Source organism: Rhizobacter sp. (assembly GCF_031412495.1).
Lineage (GTDB): Bacteria > Pseudomonadota > Gammaproteobacteria > Burkholderiales > Burkholderiaceae_C > Schlegelella_A.
In genome coordinates, this window is the sequence record NZ_JANODC010000390.1 from 1 (window position 1) to 13,601 (window position 13,601).

Below are 13,601 nucleotides of genomic sequence, written 5' to 3' on the forward strand. Positions count from 1 at the left end.
TGCTGCAAAGCCCCTGGCTGCTCGGCGCGAGCGGGTTCATGCTGTTCGTCGAGTTCTTCGCCGACAAGATCCCCGGTCTCGACACGGTCTGGGACGCGGTCCACACCCTGATCCGCATTCCCGCCGGCGCCGCCCTGGCGGGGGCGGTGTTCGGCGTCGACCCGGCCGAAAGGGCGACGGCCGCGGCCCTGCTCGGCGGCTCGCTGGCCGCGACCAGCCACCTCGCCAAGGCGACGACGCGGGCGGCGGCGAACACGTCGCCTGAGCCGTTCTCGAACATCGGCCTGTCGCTGCTCGGCGACGCGGTCGTGCCCGGCGCGCGCTGGCTCGCCTGGGCCGACCCCGTCACGTTCATGGTCGTGCTCGCCGTCACCGTCGTGGCGATGGTCGCGACCACGTGGCTGCTGTGGCGTTTCGTCCGCGGCCTGTTCGCCCGGCTAGGCGGGGGATCGCGGCGGCCCCCGCCTGCCGACGGCCGCCTGGAGGTCCGACGATGAGTTCCCTGCCGCAACGCGTCACTTTGGTCGACGTCGGCCCGCGCGACGGCCTGCAGAACGAGAAGGAACCGGTCGATGCGGCGATCAAGATCGAGCTCGTGCACCGGCTGCAGGCGGCCGGGCTGAAGGAGGTCGAGGTGACCAGCTTCGTCAGCCCGAAGTGGGTGCCGCAGATGGCCGACAACGCCGCCGTGATGGCCGGCATCGAGCGCCGCGCCGGCGTCCGCTACTCGGTGCTCACGCCCAACATGAAGGGGCTCGACGCGGCCCTGTCGGCGCCGCGCGCGCACTGGCCGGACGAGGTCGTCGTCTTCGCCGCCGCCAGCGAGGCGTTCAGCCAGCGCAACATCAACTGCTCGATCGCCGAGAGCGTCGAGCGCTTCCGGCCGGTCGTCGCGGCGGCCAGGTCGCATGGCATCAAAGTGCGCTGCGCCGTCTCGGTGGCGCTCGGCTGCCCGTACCAGGGCGAGGTCAGCGCCGACGAGGTCGAGCTCGTCGTCCGCCTCATGAAGGAGATCGGCGTCGAGCACTGCGGCATCGCCGACACCATCGGCACAGGCACGCCCAAGAAGGTGCAGGCGGCCCTGGAGCGGGCGCTGCGCCACTTCCCGATCGAGGCGGTCAGCGGCCATTTCCACGACACCTATGCGCAGGGCGTGAGCAACGTCTACGCCGCGCTCGAGGTCGGTATCTCGACCTTCGACGCCAGCATCGCCGGCCTCGGCGGCTGCCCCTACGCCAAGGGCGCCACCGGCAACGTTGCCACCGAGGACGTGCTGTTCCTGCTCGACGGCCTCGGCATCGAGACGGGCGTCTCGATGGACGGGCTGGTCGACGCCGCCGCCTTCATCTCCGGCGTACTCGGCAGGAAGCCGGTGTCGCGGTCGGCGAACGCGTTGCTGGCGAAGCGGGTGAAGGCGTAGCGAGAACGGGCGCGGGCTCACGACTTTGCCGGACCGGGGAACACCCTGAGGTGCCGAGCCGCGGCCTGTTGCGTAATACGCGTCCCATCCCTGTCCGAAGGAGTCCGTCCGTGCACCATTCCCGAGCCCTCGTCCTTGCCGCCGCGGCAGCCGCGTTGCTGGCCGCATGCGCCACGCCGTCGTCGACCGGACCGATGAGCTTCTTCGTCACCAGCGCGGGCATGGGCAAGGGTGCCGACCTCGGCGGCCTGGCCGGCGCCGACGCGCACTGCCAGAAGCTCGCCGCGGCGGCGGGCGCGGGTGGCAGGACCTGGCGCGCCTACCTCAGCACGCCACCCACCTTCCCGACAGCGACGGCGCCTGCCGTCGCTGCCGTCCATGCTCGCGACCGCATCGGCAAGGGACCCTGGCACAACGCCAAGGGGGAGCTGATCGCGCGCGACCTGAGCCATCTGCACAACGGCAACAACATCAACAAGGCGACGGCCCTCGACGAGCGCGGCAACGGGGTAAGAGGTCGCACCGACACGCCGAACGAGCACGACATCCTCACCGGAACGCGCGCCGACGGCACGGCTTTCGCGCCGCAGACCGACACCACCTGCGGCAGCTGGACCAAGAGCGGCGGCGAAGGCTCGGCCGTCGTTGGCCACCATGACCGCGTCGGTCCGACGGCCGACAACTGGTCGACCTCCTGGAACTTCTCGCACCAGTCGGCCGGCTGCAGCCAGGAGGCGCTGGTGCGCACCGGCGGCGTGGGCCGGCTCTACTGCTTCGCCGGCAACTGACGGGGGCGGTTCATCCGGAGCGTGCGATCCACTCGACGACGGCGTCGAGCGCCGGCCGGCCCTTTGCCGCCTCGGCGTCGCTGACGATCAGCGTCACCGCATAGACCTTGCCGCTCTGCGCCCGAACGTAGCCGGCGAGGGCCCGGGTGTCCGAGAGCGTGCCCGTCTTCAGGAAGGCGCGGCCGCGCGTCGCGTCGCCGCTCAGGCGGTGCACCAGCGTGCCGTCGGCACCGGCGATGGGCAGCGAATCGACCAGGCTCTGCCCGTGCGGGCCTTGCCAGGCCCGGCGCAGCAGCTCGACCAGCGCGCGCGGCTTGCCTCGCTCGGCGCGCGACTCGCCCGACCCGACGGCGACCGTGAGGTCGCCCTCGCCGAGCCCCTGCATGCGCAGCCAGCCTCGCATGCGCTCCTGCGCCGCCGCCAGCACGCCACCCCGCCGCGGCGCCGGCCCGGCATCGGCAAGCGAAAGGAGGACGCTGCGCGCCGCCTCGTTGTTGCTGGTCTTGTTCATCTCGCGCAGGACCTCGGTGACCGGCGTCGACAGCTCGCTCGACCAGCGCCCGTCGCGCTGCCGCGGCGGCGCCGCGTTGCGCTCGACGACGCGGCCGGCGAGGCTGCCGCCGGCCTCGATCCAGAGCTCGGCCACCATCCTCGGCGCGGCGATCGGCAGCGTCGGCGCGGCGCCCAGCGCCGGATCGAACCGGGCGTCGGCCGGGGAGGCCACGTGGGCGATGTCCTCGGCGGCGCATTCGGCGCTCCAGCGCCCGCGCACCCAGAGCTGCAGCGGCGGCCCCGGGCCCGTTTCGCCCGGCGTCTTCCAGCGCGCCCACGCGGCGCAGCCGCCGCCCATGAACACGTCGTTGACGACGACGACGTTGGCCGGCCGTGGCGTCACGGTGACGACGGCACGCTCGCCCCGCGACGGCCCGATGTTGACGAGCAGCTTGCCCAGGTTGTAGGTGCGCCCGTCCATCGGCGCGTCGGGGGCGCGCTCCTCCTCGGTGGCCGGCAGCTGCTTCGGATCCCGCTCGTGCAGGAGGGCGACGTCCTCGAGGACGATGTTGCCGGCGATCGACTGCAGACCCTCGTCGCGCATCTGCGCGAACCAGCGCCGCAGCTCGTTTCCGGTCAGGCCGACCGCGCCGCCGCGGACGACCAGATCGCCGGCGAGCCGCCCGGCAGCCAGCCGCCCGGTCGCATGCGCCGCCGTCTGCCAGCGGTGCTCGGGGCCGAGGAGGTCGAGGGCGGCGAGCGAGGTCACCAGCTTGGTCGTCGACGCGAGCAGGAACGGGCGCTCGGCGTTGAGCGCGAGCAGCGGCGGCGTGTCGGCGATCTCGACCGAGCGCACGTGCAGACCGAAGCTCGATTCGGGCAGACCCGAGGCGCGCAGGATGGCCGCGACGGCTGCCGGCAAGGCGCCGCCGGCCGTGCGCCCGCGTGCCGGCCGGGCCTGGGCGCTGTCGCCGCGCGCAGCGATCGCCAGCGCCGGCTCGAGGGCGAGGCACAGGCAGAGCGCGGCCGCGAGGGCACGCCGGATCGAACCGTGGCACCGCATGGCCGGCGCCTACTTCTCGACGAAGGCCCGCTCGATGACGTAGTCGCCGGCCTGGCCGATGCCGGCCGAGATGGTGAAGCCGGCGCCGTCGAGCACGGTCCGCATGTCCTTGAGCATGGCCGGCCCGCCGCAGATCATGGCCCGGTCGGTCGCCGGATCGATCTGCGGGAAGCCGATGTCCTGGCACAACTTGCCGTTGGCGATGAGCTCGGGGAGCCGCCCCTGGTTGCGGAACGGCTCGCGCGTCACGGTGGGGTAGTAGACGAGCTTCTCGCGGACCAGCTCGCCCAAGTGGTCGTGCTGCGGCAGCTCGTGCGCGATAAGGTCGGCGTAGGCGAGCTCGTCGACCTTGCGCACCCCGTGGACGAGGACGATCTTTTCGAAGCGCTCGTAGGTGTCGGGGTCGCGGATGATGCTCATGAAGGGCGCCAGGCCGGTGCCGGTGGAGAAGAGATAGAGATTGCGGCCCGGCAGCAGGTCGGTGAGCACCAGCGTTCCGGTGGGCTTCCTGCCGACGAGCACGTCGTCGCCGACCTTCAGGTGCTGCAGGCGCGACGTGAGCGGCCCGTTCGGCACCTTGATGCTGAAGAACTCGAGGTGCTCCTCCCAGTGCGGGCTGGCGATCGAGTAGGCGCGCAGCAGCGGCTTGCCCTCGACCATGATGCCGACCATCACGAAGTGCCCGCTCTCGAAGCGCAGGCTCGCGGCGCGGGTGCAGGTGAAGGTGAAGAGCGACTCGTTCCAGTGGTGGACGGTGAGGACTTTCTCGGTGTCGAAGGCGGCCATGGCGCATTGTCCGCAATTGCCGCGGCTGCCCGGGGCCGACGGCTTATGCTTGCAGGCTTCCTGGCCCGGACCCTGCAAGGGGCGCTGTCGTGATCCACCCTTTCGAGCGGCCCGACTCGCTTGCCGGCGCAACCCGGCTGCTGGCGTCGGGCCCCTGGACGGTGCTGGCCGGCGGCACCGACCTGTACCCGGCGCACGTCGGCCGGCCGCTGTCGACGCCGGTTCTCGACATCACGGCCGTCGCCGGTCTGCGCGGGATCCGCGATGAAGGCGACCGCGGCTGGACGATCGGGTCGACGACGACCTGGACCGACATCGTCCGCGCCGACCTGCCGCCGCTGTTCGATGCCCTGAAGGCCGCGGCGCGCGAGGTCGGCGGCGCGCAGATCCAGAACACCGGCACCGTCGCCGGCAACCTGTGCACCGCCTCGCCGGCGGCCGACGGCGTCCCGGCCCTGCTGGCGCTCGGCGCCATCGTCGTGCTGCAGAGCGCACAGGCCCAGCGCGAGCTGCCGCTCGACGCCTTCGTGCTCGGCAACCGCCGCACCGCGCGCGCCGCCGACGAGCTGGTCACGGCCGTCCGCATCCCGCCGCGCAGCGACCGCGCGCGCTCGGCCTTCATCAAGCTCGGCGGGCGCCGCTACCTGACGATCTCGATGACGATGGTGGCGGTGATGGTGGACACCGACGTCGATGGACGCATCGGCTGCGCCGGCGTCGTGGTCGGCAGCTGCTCGGCAGCGGCGCGCCGCCTGCCGGCGCTCGAGGCCCGCCTGCTCGGCGCGGCGGCCGACGCCGACCTCGGCGCGCTCGTGCGGTCGGAAGACCTGGCGCCCCTGACGCCGATCGACGACCTGCGCGCCAGCGCCGCCTACCGGCTCGACGCGACCGCGACCTTGCTGCAACGGGCGCTGCGGATGCCTCGCGCCGGAGTGCCGCCGTGACCGCGCGCGACCTTCCCGCCGCGCAGCTCGTCCGCTTCAGCGTCAACGCCGTGCCGCGCGAGCTCGCGGGCGCGCCGTCGCGGCGGCTCTCCGACGCCCTGCGCGACGAGCTCGGCCTCACCGGCACCAAGATCGGCTGCCATGCCGGCGACTGCGGCGCCTGCACGGTGCTGCTCGACGGCGAGCAGGTCTGCGCGTGCATCGTCGCCGTCGGCCAGTGCGCCGGCCGCTCGGTCGTCACCGTCGAGGGGCTGGCCGGTCCGTCCGGTGCCCTGTCGACGCTGCAGCGCGCCTTCGTTGCGCACGGCGCCGCGCAATGCGGCATCTGCACCCCCGGGATGCTGATGAGCGCCGAGGCGCTGTTGCGGCGCAACCCCCGCCCGAGCGAAGCCGAGGTGCAGGACGCGCTCGCCGGCGTGCTCTGCCGCTGCACCGGCTACCGCAAGATCGTCGAGGCGGTGCTCGCGGTCGCAGCCGGAGCGGTCGTCGACGCGCCCGTCCCGGCGGCGGGCGCTGCCGTCGGCAGCCGGGCGGCGCGCCTCGACGCGCCCGACAAGGTGACCGGCCGCGAGCGCTTCGGCGCTGACGCCTCGCCGGCGACCGCCGGCGCGGCCGTGCTCGCCATGCGCGTGATCCGCTCGCCGCACGCGCACGCGCGCTTCACGTTCGGCGACCTCGCCGCCTGGCGCGTCCGCTGGCCCGGCGTCGTGGACGTGCTCACCGCCGCCGACGTGCCGCGCAACGCCTTCGCGATCTTCCCCGACCTGCGCGACCAGCCGGTGCTCGCCGACGGCGTCGCCCGGTTCCGCGGCGAAGCCGTGCTGGCGCTCGTCGGCGACGCCGACACGCTGGGCGCGATTCCCGCGTCCGAGCTGCCGATCGCCTATGCGCCGCTGCCGGCGCACGAGGACTGCGCGTCCGCGCTCGCCGCCGCCGAGCGCGGCGAGGCGCTGCATGCCCGATATCCCGACAACGTGCTCTGCCGCGGCCGTGTCGTCCGCGGCGACGTCGAGGCGGCGCTCGCCGAGGCGCCGTTCTGCGCCGCATCCACCTTCGACACGCGCCACGTCGAACATGCCTACATCGAGCCCGAGGCCGGTTACGCCGAGATCGTCGAGGCCGTCGACCACGCCGGAGCGCCGCTGCGCCGCATCCGCATCGTCGCCTGCACGCAGACGCCTTACATGGACCGAGACGAGGTCGCCAGCGTGCTCGCCATCGCGCCGGAGCAGGTGCACATCGTGCCGTCGGCGATCGGCGGCGGCTTCGGCGGCAAGCTCGACCTGTCGGTGCAGCCGCTGCTCGCCGTCGCCGCCTGGAAGCTCGGCCGTGCCGTGCGCCTGGTCTACGAGCGGCCGGAGTCGATGCAGTCGACCACCAAGCGACACCCGGCGACGATGCGGGCGCGCGCTGGCTGCGACGCGGCCGGCCGCCTGAGCGCCTACGACTTCGGCGGCGACTTCGACACCGGCGCCTACTCGTCGTGGGGGCCGACCGTCGCCAACCGGGTGCCGATCCACGCCAGCGGCCCGTACCGCATCCCGCACGTGCGCGCGCTGACGCGGGCGGTGCACACGAACGGCAGCGTCTGCGGCGCCTTCCGCGGCTTCGGCGTGCCGCAGTCGACGCTGCTCGGCGAGCTGCTGATCGACGAGCTCGCCGCGCGGGCCGGCATCGACGCGCTCGAATTCCGCCATCGCAACGCCCTCGTCGCCGGCGACACCACGCCGACCGGCCAGGTGCTGGCGGCGAGCGTCGGCCTGCGCGCCTGCCTCGATGCGCTCAGGCCGGCGTGGGCGGCGGCGAAAGCGGCGGCGAGAGCGTGCAACGACGGCGCGCACTTGCGTCGCGGCGCCGGCATCGCCTGCATGTGGTACGGCATCGGCAACACGGTGATCGCCAACCCGTCGACGATGCGCGGCGCGCTGCGCTGGGACGAAGCGCAGGGCGGTCACCTCTTCCTCTACAACGGCGCGCAGGAGATCGGCCAGGGCACGGCGACGATCATTCCGCAGATGTTCGCCGACGCCGTCGGCCTGCCGTTCGCCTGCGTGCAGCAGGTGATGGGCGACACCGACCTCACGGCCGACGCCGGCAAGTCGTCGGCGTCGCGGCAGACCTTCGTGTCCGGCAATGCGGCGCGCGCGGCCGGCCGCGACCTGCGCCGGCAGCTGCTGGCCCGCCTCGGCGGTCCCGCCGACGACGAAGGCACCGCGACCCTCGCCTTCGACGGCAGCAGTCTCGTCGCCGCGAACGCCGACGGCAGCGGCCGGCGCGAGCTCGACCTCCGCGCCCTCGCTGCCGAAGCCGACGGCCCCGACCTCCTTGTCGGCAGCGGCTACTTCAACCCGCCGACGGTGCCGCTCGACGCCGACGGCCAGGGCGTGCCGTACGCGACCTATGCCTTTGCGGCGCAGATCGCCGAGGTCGAGGTCGACCTCGAGCTCGGCACCGTCAGGCTGCTGCACATCCACGCCGCTCACGATGTCGGCCGGGCCATCAACCCGACCCAGGTCGAAGGCCAGATCCACGGCGGCATTGCCCAGGGCATCGGCATGGCCCTGATGGAGGAATACGTCAACGGCCGCACCGACAACCTGCACGACTACCTGATCCCGACCGTCGGCGACGTGCCGCCGATCAGCGTCTACCTGGTCGAGGACCCGGAGCCGCTCGGGCCGTGGGGCGCCAAGGGCGTCGGCGAGCCGGCGCTGGTCGCCACCGCGCCGGCGATCCTCAACGCCATCCACGCCGCCACCGGCGTGCGAATGCGCGAGGTGCCGGTGACGCCGAGCCGCCTGCGTGCGGAGATCCTTCGCTCCGCTCAGGATGACGGTGGATGAGCAGCCGTCCTGAAGGAACTGACGGATCTGCGCCCTCCGGCGCGTTCGCCGCCCGATCCGACGGCGAGCCGGTTCAGCCGGTCGTGCTCGAGCACTCGCGCGCACCGGAGCGCATGGCGGCGGACAAGGTGCGCTGCGAGGCCTGCCCGGTGCTGTGCCAGATCAGCCCGGGCAAGCTCGGCGCCTGCGACCGCTACGGCAACGTCGACGGCGTGCTGACCCGCACCGACACGCTGCACCTCGTCGCGCGCCCGGGCGCCGACCTCGCCGCCTGGCAGTCCGGCCAGGCCGGCGGCTGGAGCGGCGAGCTGCTGGACGCCGCCGATGCGCCGGTGTTCGTCTCCGGCATCGGCTCGGGCACGACCTACCCGGACTACAAGCCGGCGCCCTTCATCGTCTCGTCGCGGCACGAGGGCGTCGACCTCGTCACCGTGGTCACCGAAGGCATCTTCAGCTACTGCAGCTTCAAGGTGAAGATCGACACCGACCGCTACCTCGGCCCGGAGCAGGCGACGGTGCGGCACCAGGGCGAGTCGGTCGGCCACGTCGGCACCATCGAGTACGGCTCGCAGTTCCTTTCCCTCGGCGGCGTGCACCACCTGACCGGCGGCTCGAAGCGGGAAGGGCGCATCGCCTGCGAGATGATGATGGCGCTCGGCAACAAGCAGCCGGTCGAGCTGCAGATCGACGGCGGCGCGTCGCTGGTCGTCGCTGCCGACCAGGCGCCGATCGTCGAAGGCGTCGAGGAGCGGCGGATGCGCGTCGGCTGCGGCTCGGCGACGATCGGCATCTTCGCGCAGCAGTGGTTCGGCCACGCCGACGAGGTGGTGGTCGTCGACGACCACATCACCGGCGGGCTGTCGGAGCACCAGGCCGGCAAGTTCCTCGACATGCCGCCGACCGGCATCCGCCTGCGCGGCCGCAAGTCGACGCCCGGGCGCTACTTCCAGGTCGCCAACCCGGGCTCGGGCTGGGGCGGCACCGACATCACCGACCCGCTCTCGATCGTCGAGGCCTGGGACCCGAAGCACGGCGCCCGCCCCGGCCTGCGCCTGCTCATGGTCTCGACAACCGGCGAGGACGCGGCCTGGTTCGTCCTCGACGAGCAGCTCGTGCCGCGTCCGGCCGAGATGCCGCTGGCGGTCGCCCGCGTCGTCGACCGCATCGGCGAGAACTGCGAGCCGTCGCTCGCCTCGGTGCTCTACGTCGCCGGCGCTGGCGGGAGCCTGCGCGCCGGCGTCACCGAGAACCCGATCGCGCTGACGCGCTCGATCAAGAACCTGCTCGTCAACGTCACCTGCGGCGGCGCGCCGGTGTACGTGTGGCCGGGCGGCGGCATCACGGTGATGGTCGACGTCGCCAGGATGCCGGCCAACAGCTTCGGCTCGGTGCCGACGCCGGCCATCGTCTCGCCGATCGAGTTCACGATGCGCGCCGACGACTACGCCGCGCTCGGCGGCCACCGCGACCGGGTCCGCCCGCTCGCCGAGGTGCTCGCCGCCGGCAGCTGGCGCCTCGTCGACGCCGAGCCGGGCGTGCCGTGGCCGCTGCGCGGCGGCGCCTGGCGACGCTGTTGGCGGGTGCAGCGCGCCGCCGCCTCGCCGACGGCCGCTGGCATTTCCAGCACGGCCCGATCGACTGCATCGTCGCCGCCGACGGCGACGCCGAGGTCGTCGCTGCCTGCGTCGAGCGCGCGTGGCGGCGCTTCGACGGGCTGCTCGACGAGCTCGTGGTCGAACTGCCCCTGCTGCGCGCCGACCTGTCGGCTGCCGGCGGGGACGCGCCGCTCCCGCGCGGCAGCGTCGCCGCCCGGATGGTCGCCGCCTGCCGCGCCTACGGCGAGGCGGGCACCTTCATCACGGCCATGGCCGCGGTGGCGGGCAGCGTCGCCGAGGAGCTGATCGCCTGCTTCCATGTCGACGGCATCGTGCGCGCCGCCGTCAACAACGGCGGCGACCTCGCCCTGCATCTCGTCGATGGCAAGTCGTACACGGTCGGCCTTTGCGCCGACCCGGCGCTCGCCCTGGCCGGCGGCCCGCTGGCGGGGAGCGTCGCCGTCGCCGCCGCATCGCCGGTGCGCGGCGTCGCGACCTCGGGCTGGCAGGGCCGCAGCTTCTCCCTCGGCATCGCCGACAGCGTCACCGTGCTCGCTCGCAGCGCGTCGGTGGCGGACGCCGCGGCGACCATCATCGGCAACGCCGTCGACGTCGACGCACCCGGCGTCGTGCGCCGACCGGCAGCGCAGGTGCGCGACGACAGCGACCTCGGCGATCGCCTGGTCACCTGCGCGGTGCCGGCGCTGTCCGCCGCGTACATCGAGCGCGCGCTGGCCGCCGGTGCGGCGGTCGCCGAGGCGGAGATCGGCGCGGGACGGATCGTCGCGGCGGCGCTTTCGCTGCAGGGCCGTTTCCGGCTGCACGAGGCATGATCGAGCTCTGCTCAACGAAAGGCTTTCGCATGCTGTACGCAGCCACCGCGACAGGTCCCGAGGTCGACGTGCGCAAGCTCGTGCTGACGGTCGAGGACGTCTGGCACGACAAAGGCCCGCGGCTCGACGCACCGCTTCGGCGCGGCAGCGTCGCCGCCGTCGTGCGCAACCCCTATGCCGGTGCCTACGTCGAGGACATCGCGCCGATGATGGAAGCGCTGAAGCCGCTCGGGCGCGAGATGGCCGTGCGCCTCGTCGACGCGCTCGGCGGCCCCGGCCGCATCGAGGCCTACGGCAAGGGCGCGCTCATCGGCCTGGCCGGCGAGCAGGAGCACGGCGCCCTCTGGCACGTGCCGGGCGGCTACGGGATGCGCGACCTCCTCGAAGGCTCGCACGCCATCGTTCCGTCGACGACGCGGATCGGGCCGGCCGGATCGAGCATCGACATCCCGATCCACCACCGCGTCGCCGCCTACGTGCGCAGCCACTTCGACACGCTCGAGGTGCGCGTCGCCGACGCGCCGCGGCCCGACGAGATGCTGCTCGTGATCGCGATGACGACCGGCCCGCGTCCGCACGCCCGCGTCGGCGGCCTGCGGGCAGACGAGATTGCGAAGTTCGACGGGCAGCGTTAGCGTGGGGCGCCGCCCGCACCCGCGTGCCCGCGGCACGACATGTGCATGAGACACGGTCAACATTCCACGGGAGCGAGCCATGACAGCGATCCAGCGTAGAACCTTCATCCATGGCGGCCTCGCCGGCGTCGGGCTCATCGCCCTGGGTGTCGGGCCGGCAGCGCGCGCGGCCGCGGTCAAGCCGAGTCCCAAGGCAGCGCTCCTCGTGGTCGACGTGCAGAACTGCTTCGTCACCGGCGGCACGCTGCCGGTGAAGGACGGCGAGCAGGTCGTGCCGGTGATCAACAAGCTGGCGGCGGCGTTCCAGAACGTGATCGTCACGCAGGACTGGCACACCCCCAGCCACGCCTCGTTCGCCTCGACCCACGCCGGCAAGAAGCCGTTCGAGTCGACCAAGCTCGCCTACGGCAACCAGGTGCTGTGGCCCGACCACTGCGTCCAGGGCACGGCCGACGCCGCCCTGCACAAGGACCTGGCCCTGCCGAGGGCGCAGCTCATCATCAGGAAGGGCTGGCACCAGGGCACCGACAGCTACTCCGCGTTCACCGAGGCCGACGGCAAGACCTCGACCGGCCTGGCCGCGTACCTCAAGGCGCACGGCGTCAACGAGGTCTACGTCTGCGGCCTGGCCACCGACTTCTGCGTCGCCTGGACCGCGCTCGACGCGCGCAAGGCCGGGTTCAAGGCCTCGGTCATCGAGGACGCGTCGCGCGGGATCGACCTGAACGGCTCGCTCAAGGCGGCCTGGGCGCAGATGGCCAAGGCAGGCGTCAAGCGCATCCAGTCGGGCGACATCGCGGTTTGAGCGCGCCGACGTTCAGTGCCTCAGGCGGCGTTGCGACGCGCCGCCCAGTACGTCGCGCCTTCCGGGCCATAGCGTTCGGTGTGCGGCACGGAGGCGGCGAGCTCGAACCGGTCGCCGGGCAGCAGGTGCTTCGTACCGCCCGGCTCGATGAGCCACATCTCGCCTGCGACGACGAGCGCCTTGACGGCGAACGGGTGCTCGTGCTCGGCGGTCGTCACGCCGGGGTTCCAGGTCCTCTCGAGCACCTCGTCGTACCCTTCGCCGTGGGCGGCGGCTTCGAACTCCGTGAAGGAAGGTTGGTCCATGTCGATTCCTTGAAATGAACCGTGATCTTGCCACCACCCCGCTTTTCGCATCTTCCGACCCAGGAGCTTCCATGCTGAAACCCATCGCTCTCATCGCGTCCGTCGGCGTTTTCCTGCTGGCGTCGGGGGCAAGCGCCCAGGACACCATCAAGATCGGCGAGATCAACAGCTACAAGGCGCAGCCCGCCTTCCTCGACCCGTACAAGAAGGGCTGGGAGCTGGCGGTCGAGGAAGTCAACGCCGCCGGCGGCGTGCTCGGCAAGAAGCTGCAGGTGATCTCGCGCGACGACAACGGCAGCCCCGGCGACGCCGTCCGCGTCGCCGAGGAGCTGGTCTCGCGCGAGGGCGTGGCCCTCATCGCCGGGACCTTCCTTTCCAACACCGGCCTGGCCGTCACCGACTTCGCCAAGCAAAAGAAGTTCTTCTTCCTGGCCGCCGAGCCGCTGTCCGACAAGATCGTCTGGCAAAGCGGCAACCGCTACACCTTCCGCCTGCGTCCTTCCACCTACATGCAGGTGGCGATGCTGGTGCCGGAAGCGGTCAAGATGAAGAAGAAGCGCTGGGCCGTGGTCTACCCCAACTATGAGTACGGCCAGTCGTCGGTGGCGACCTTCAAGAAGCTGATGAAGGAACAGCAGCCCGACGTCGAGTTCGTCGGCGAGCAGGCGCCGGCGCTGGGCAAGATCGACGCCGGCGCGGTGACGCAGGCGCTGGTGGACGCCAAGCCGGACGGCATCTTCAACGCGCTGTTCGCCGCCGACCTTGCCAAGTTCGTTCGCGAAGGCAGCACCCGCGGCCTGTTCAAGGACCGCGCCGTCGTCAGCCTGCTGTCCGGCGAACCCGAGTACCTGGACCCGCTGAAGGATGAAGCGCCTACCGGCTGGCTAGTCACCGGCTACCCCTGGCAGACTATCGCCACGCCCGAGCACAAGACCTTCCTGGACACCTACCAGAAGAAGTACGGCACGTATCCGCGCCTGGGCTCGGTGGTCGGCTACTCCGCAGTCATGTCGATGGCGGCCGGCATCAAGAAGGCCAACAGCACCGACAGCGAAAAGCTGGCTGACGCCTTCAAGGGACTGGAAGTCGACA

General features: G+C 72.3%; 12 protein-coding genes and 1 pseudogene. 10 read left to right on the forward strand and 3 right to left on the reverse strand.

Translation table 11 applies throughout. The features are described 5' to 3' along the window. The 3 genes from AC30N0_RS14290 to AC30N0_RS14300 all read left to right on the forward strand — a co-directional run. A partial coding sequence (locus AC30N0_RS14290) for a DUF4126 domain-containing protein (protein ID WP_489518574.1) occupies nt 1-497 on the forward strand: 497 nt, incomplete at its 5' end. Continuing rightward, nucleotides 494-1,420: a hydroxymethylglutaryl-CoA lyase gene (locus AC30N0_RS14295; protein WP_489518575.1), complete on the forward strand. Its 927-nt coding sequence runs from the start codon at nt 494-496 to the stop codon at nt 1,418-1,420. The genes AC30N0_RS14290 and AC30N0_RS14295, both read left to right, overlap by 4 nt. 110 nt (nt 1,421-1,530) lie before the next feature. Further along, nucleotides 1,531-2,208 carry a hypothetical protein gene (locus tag AC30N0_RS14300; RefSeq protein WP_489518576.1) on the forward strand — a complete coding sequence of 226 codons (678 nt, stop codon included), beginning with the start codon at nt 1,531-1,533 and terminating at the stop codon, nt 2,206-2,208. 10 nt (nt 2,209-2,218) lie between these two features. On the opposite strand, the gene AC30N0_RS14305 is transcribed toward AC30N0_RS14300, so the two are convergent. Both AC30N0_RS14305 and AC30N0_RS14310 read right to left on the reverse strand, forming a co-directional pair. Continuing rightward, nucleotides 2,219-3,763 (reverse strand): D-alanyl-D-alanine carboxypeptidase/D-alanyl-D-alanine-endopeptidase, encoded by a 1,545-nt coding sequence (locus AC30N0_RS14305; RefSeq protein WP_489518577.1) that lies wholly within the window; start codon nt 3,761-3,763, stop codon nt 2,219-2,221. 9 nt (nt 3,764-3,772) lie between these two features. After that, nucleotides 3,773-4,549, reverse strand: coding sequence for a ferredoxin--NADP reductase (locus tag AC30N0_RS14310; protein ID WP_489518578.1), 777 nt, complete (start codon nt 4,547-4,549; stop codon nt 3,773-3,775). 89 nt (nt 4,550-4,638) lie between these two features. Here AC30N0_RS14310 and AC30N0_RS14315 point away from each other — a divergent pair, with 89 nt between their 5' ends. The 6 genes and pseudogenes from AC30N0_RS14315 to pncA all read left to right on the forward strand — a co-directional run bounded on the left by AC30N0_RS14315 (nt 4,639) and on the right by pncA (nt 12,204). Next, the gene (locus AC30N0_RS14315) at nt 4,639-5,493 is read left to right on the forward strand and encodes an FAD binding domain-containing protein (RefSeq protein ID WP_489518579.1); all 855 of its coding nucleotides are present in this window, start codon (nt 4,639-4,641) and stop codon (nt 5,491-5,493) included. Next, a complete protein-coding gene (locus tag AC30N0_RS14320) occupies nt 5,490-8,336 on the forward strand; it encodes a molybdopterin-dependent oxidoreductase (protein ID WP_489518580.1) in 2,847 nt (948 codons plus the stop codon). Before AC30N0_RS14315 ends, AC30N0_RS14320 begins: the two co-directional genes overlap by 4 nt. Then, a pseudogene (locus AC30N0_RS14325) lies at nt 8,333-9,883 on the forward strand (6-hydroxynicotinate reductase); the annotation flags it as partial. The gene AC30N0_RS14320 and the pseudogene AC30N0_RS14325, both read left to right, overlap by 4 nt. Continuing rightward, complete coding sequence (locus AC30N0_RS14330; protein ID WP_489518581.1) at nt 9,877-10,764, forward strand: UPF0280 family protein; 888 nt, start codon at nt 9,877-9,879, stop codon at nt 10,762-10,764. The pseudogene AC30N0_RS14325 and the gene AC30N0_RS14330, both read left to right, overlap by 7 nt. Nucleotides 10,765-10,793: 29 nt before the next feature. Next, nucleotides 10,794-11,399, forward strand: a complete 606-nt coding sequence (locus tag AC30N0_RS14335) for an amino acid synthesis family protein (protein WP_489518582.1) — start codon at nt 10,794-10,796, stop codon at nt 11,397-11,399. Nucleotides 11,400-11,478: 79 nt separating this feature from the next. Further along, complete coding sequence (gene pncA / locus AC30N0_RS14340) at nt 11,479-12,204, forward strand: bifunctional nicotinamidase/pyrazinamidase (RefSeq protein ID WP_489518583.1); 726 nt, start codon at nt 11,479-11,481, stop codon at nt 12,202-12,204. Nucleotides 12,205-12,224: 20 nt separating this feature from the next. On the opposite strand, the gene AC30N0_RS14345 is transcribed toward pncA, so the two are convergent. Continuing rightward, nucleotides 12,225-12,509, reverse strand: coding sequence for a cupin domain-containing protein (locus tag AC30N0_RS14345; protein WP_489518584.1), 285 nt, complete (start codon nt 12,507-12,509; stop codon nt 12,225-12,227). Nucleotides 12,510-12,580: 71 nt separating this feature from the next. Here AC30N0_RS14345 and AC30N0_RS14350 point away from each other — a divergent pair. Further along, nucleotides 12,581-13,601, forward strand: a 1,021-nt coding sequence (locus AC30N0_RS14350) for an ABC transporter substrate-binding protein (RefSeq protein ID WP_489518585.1), incomplete at its 3' end; no start/stop codon positions are given.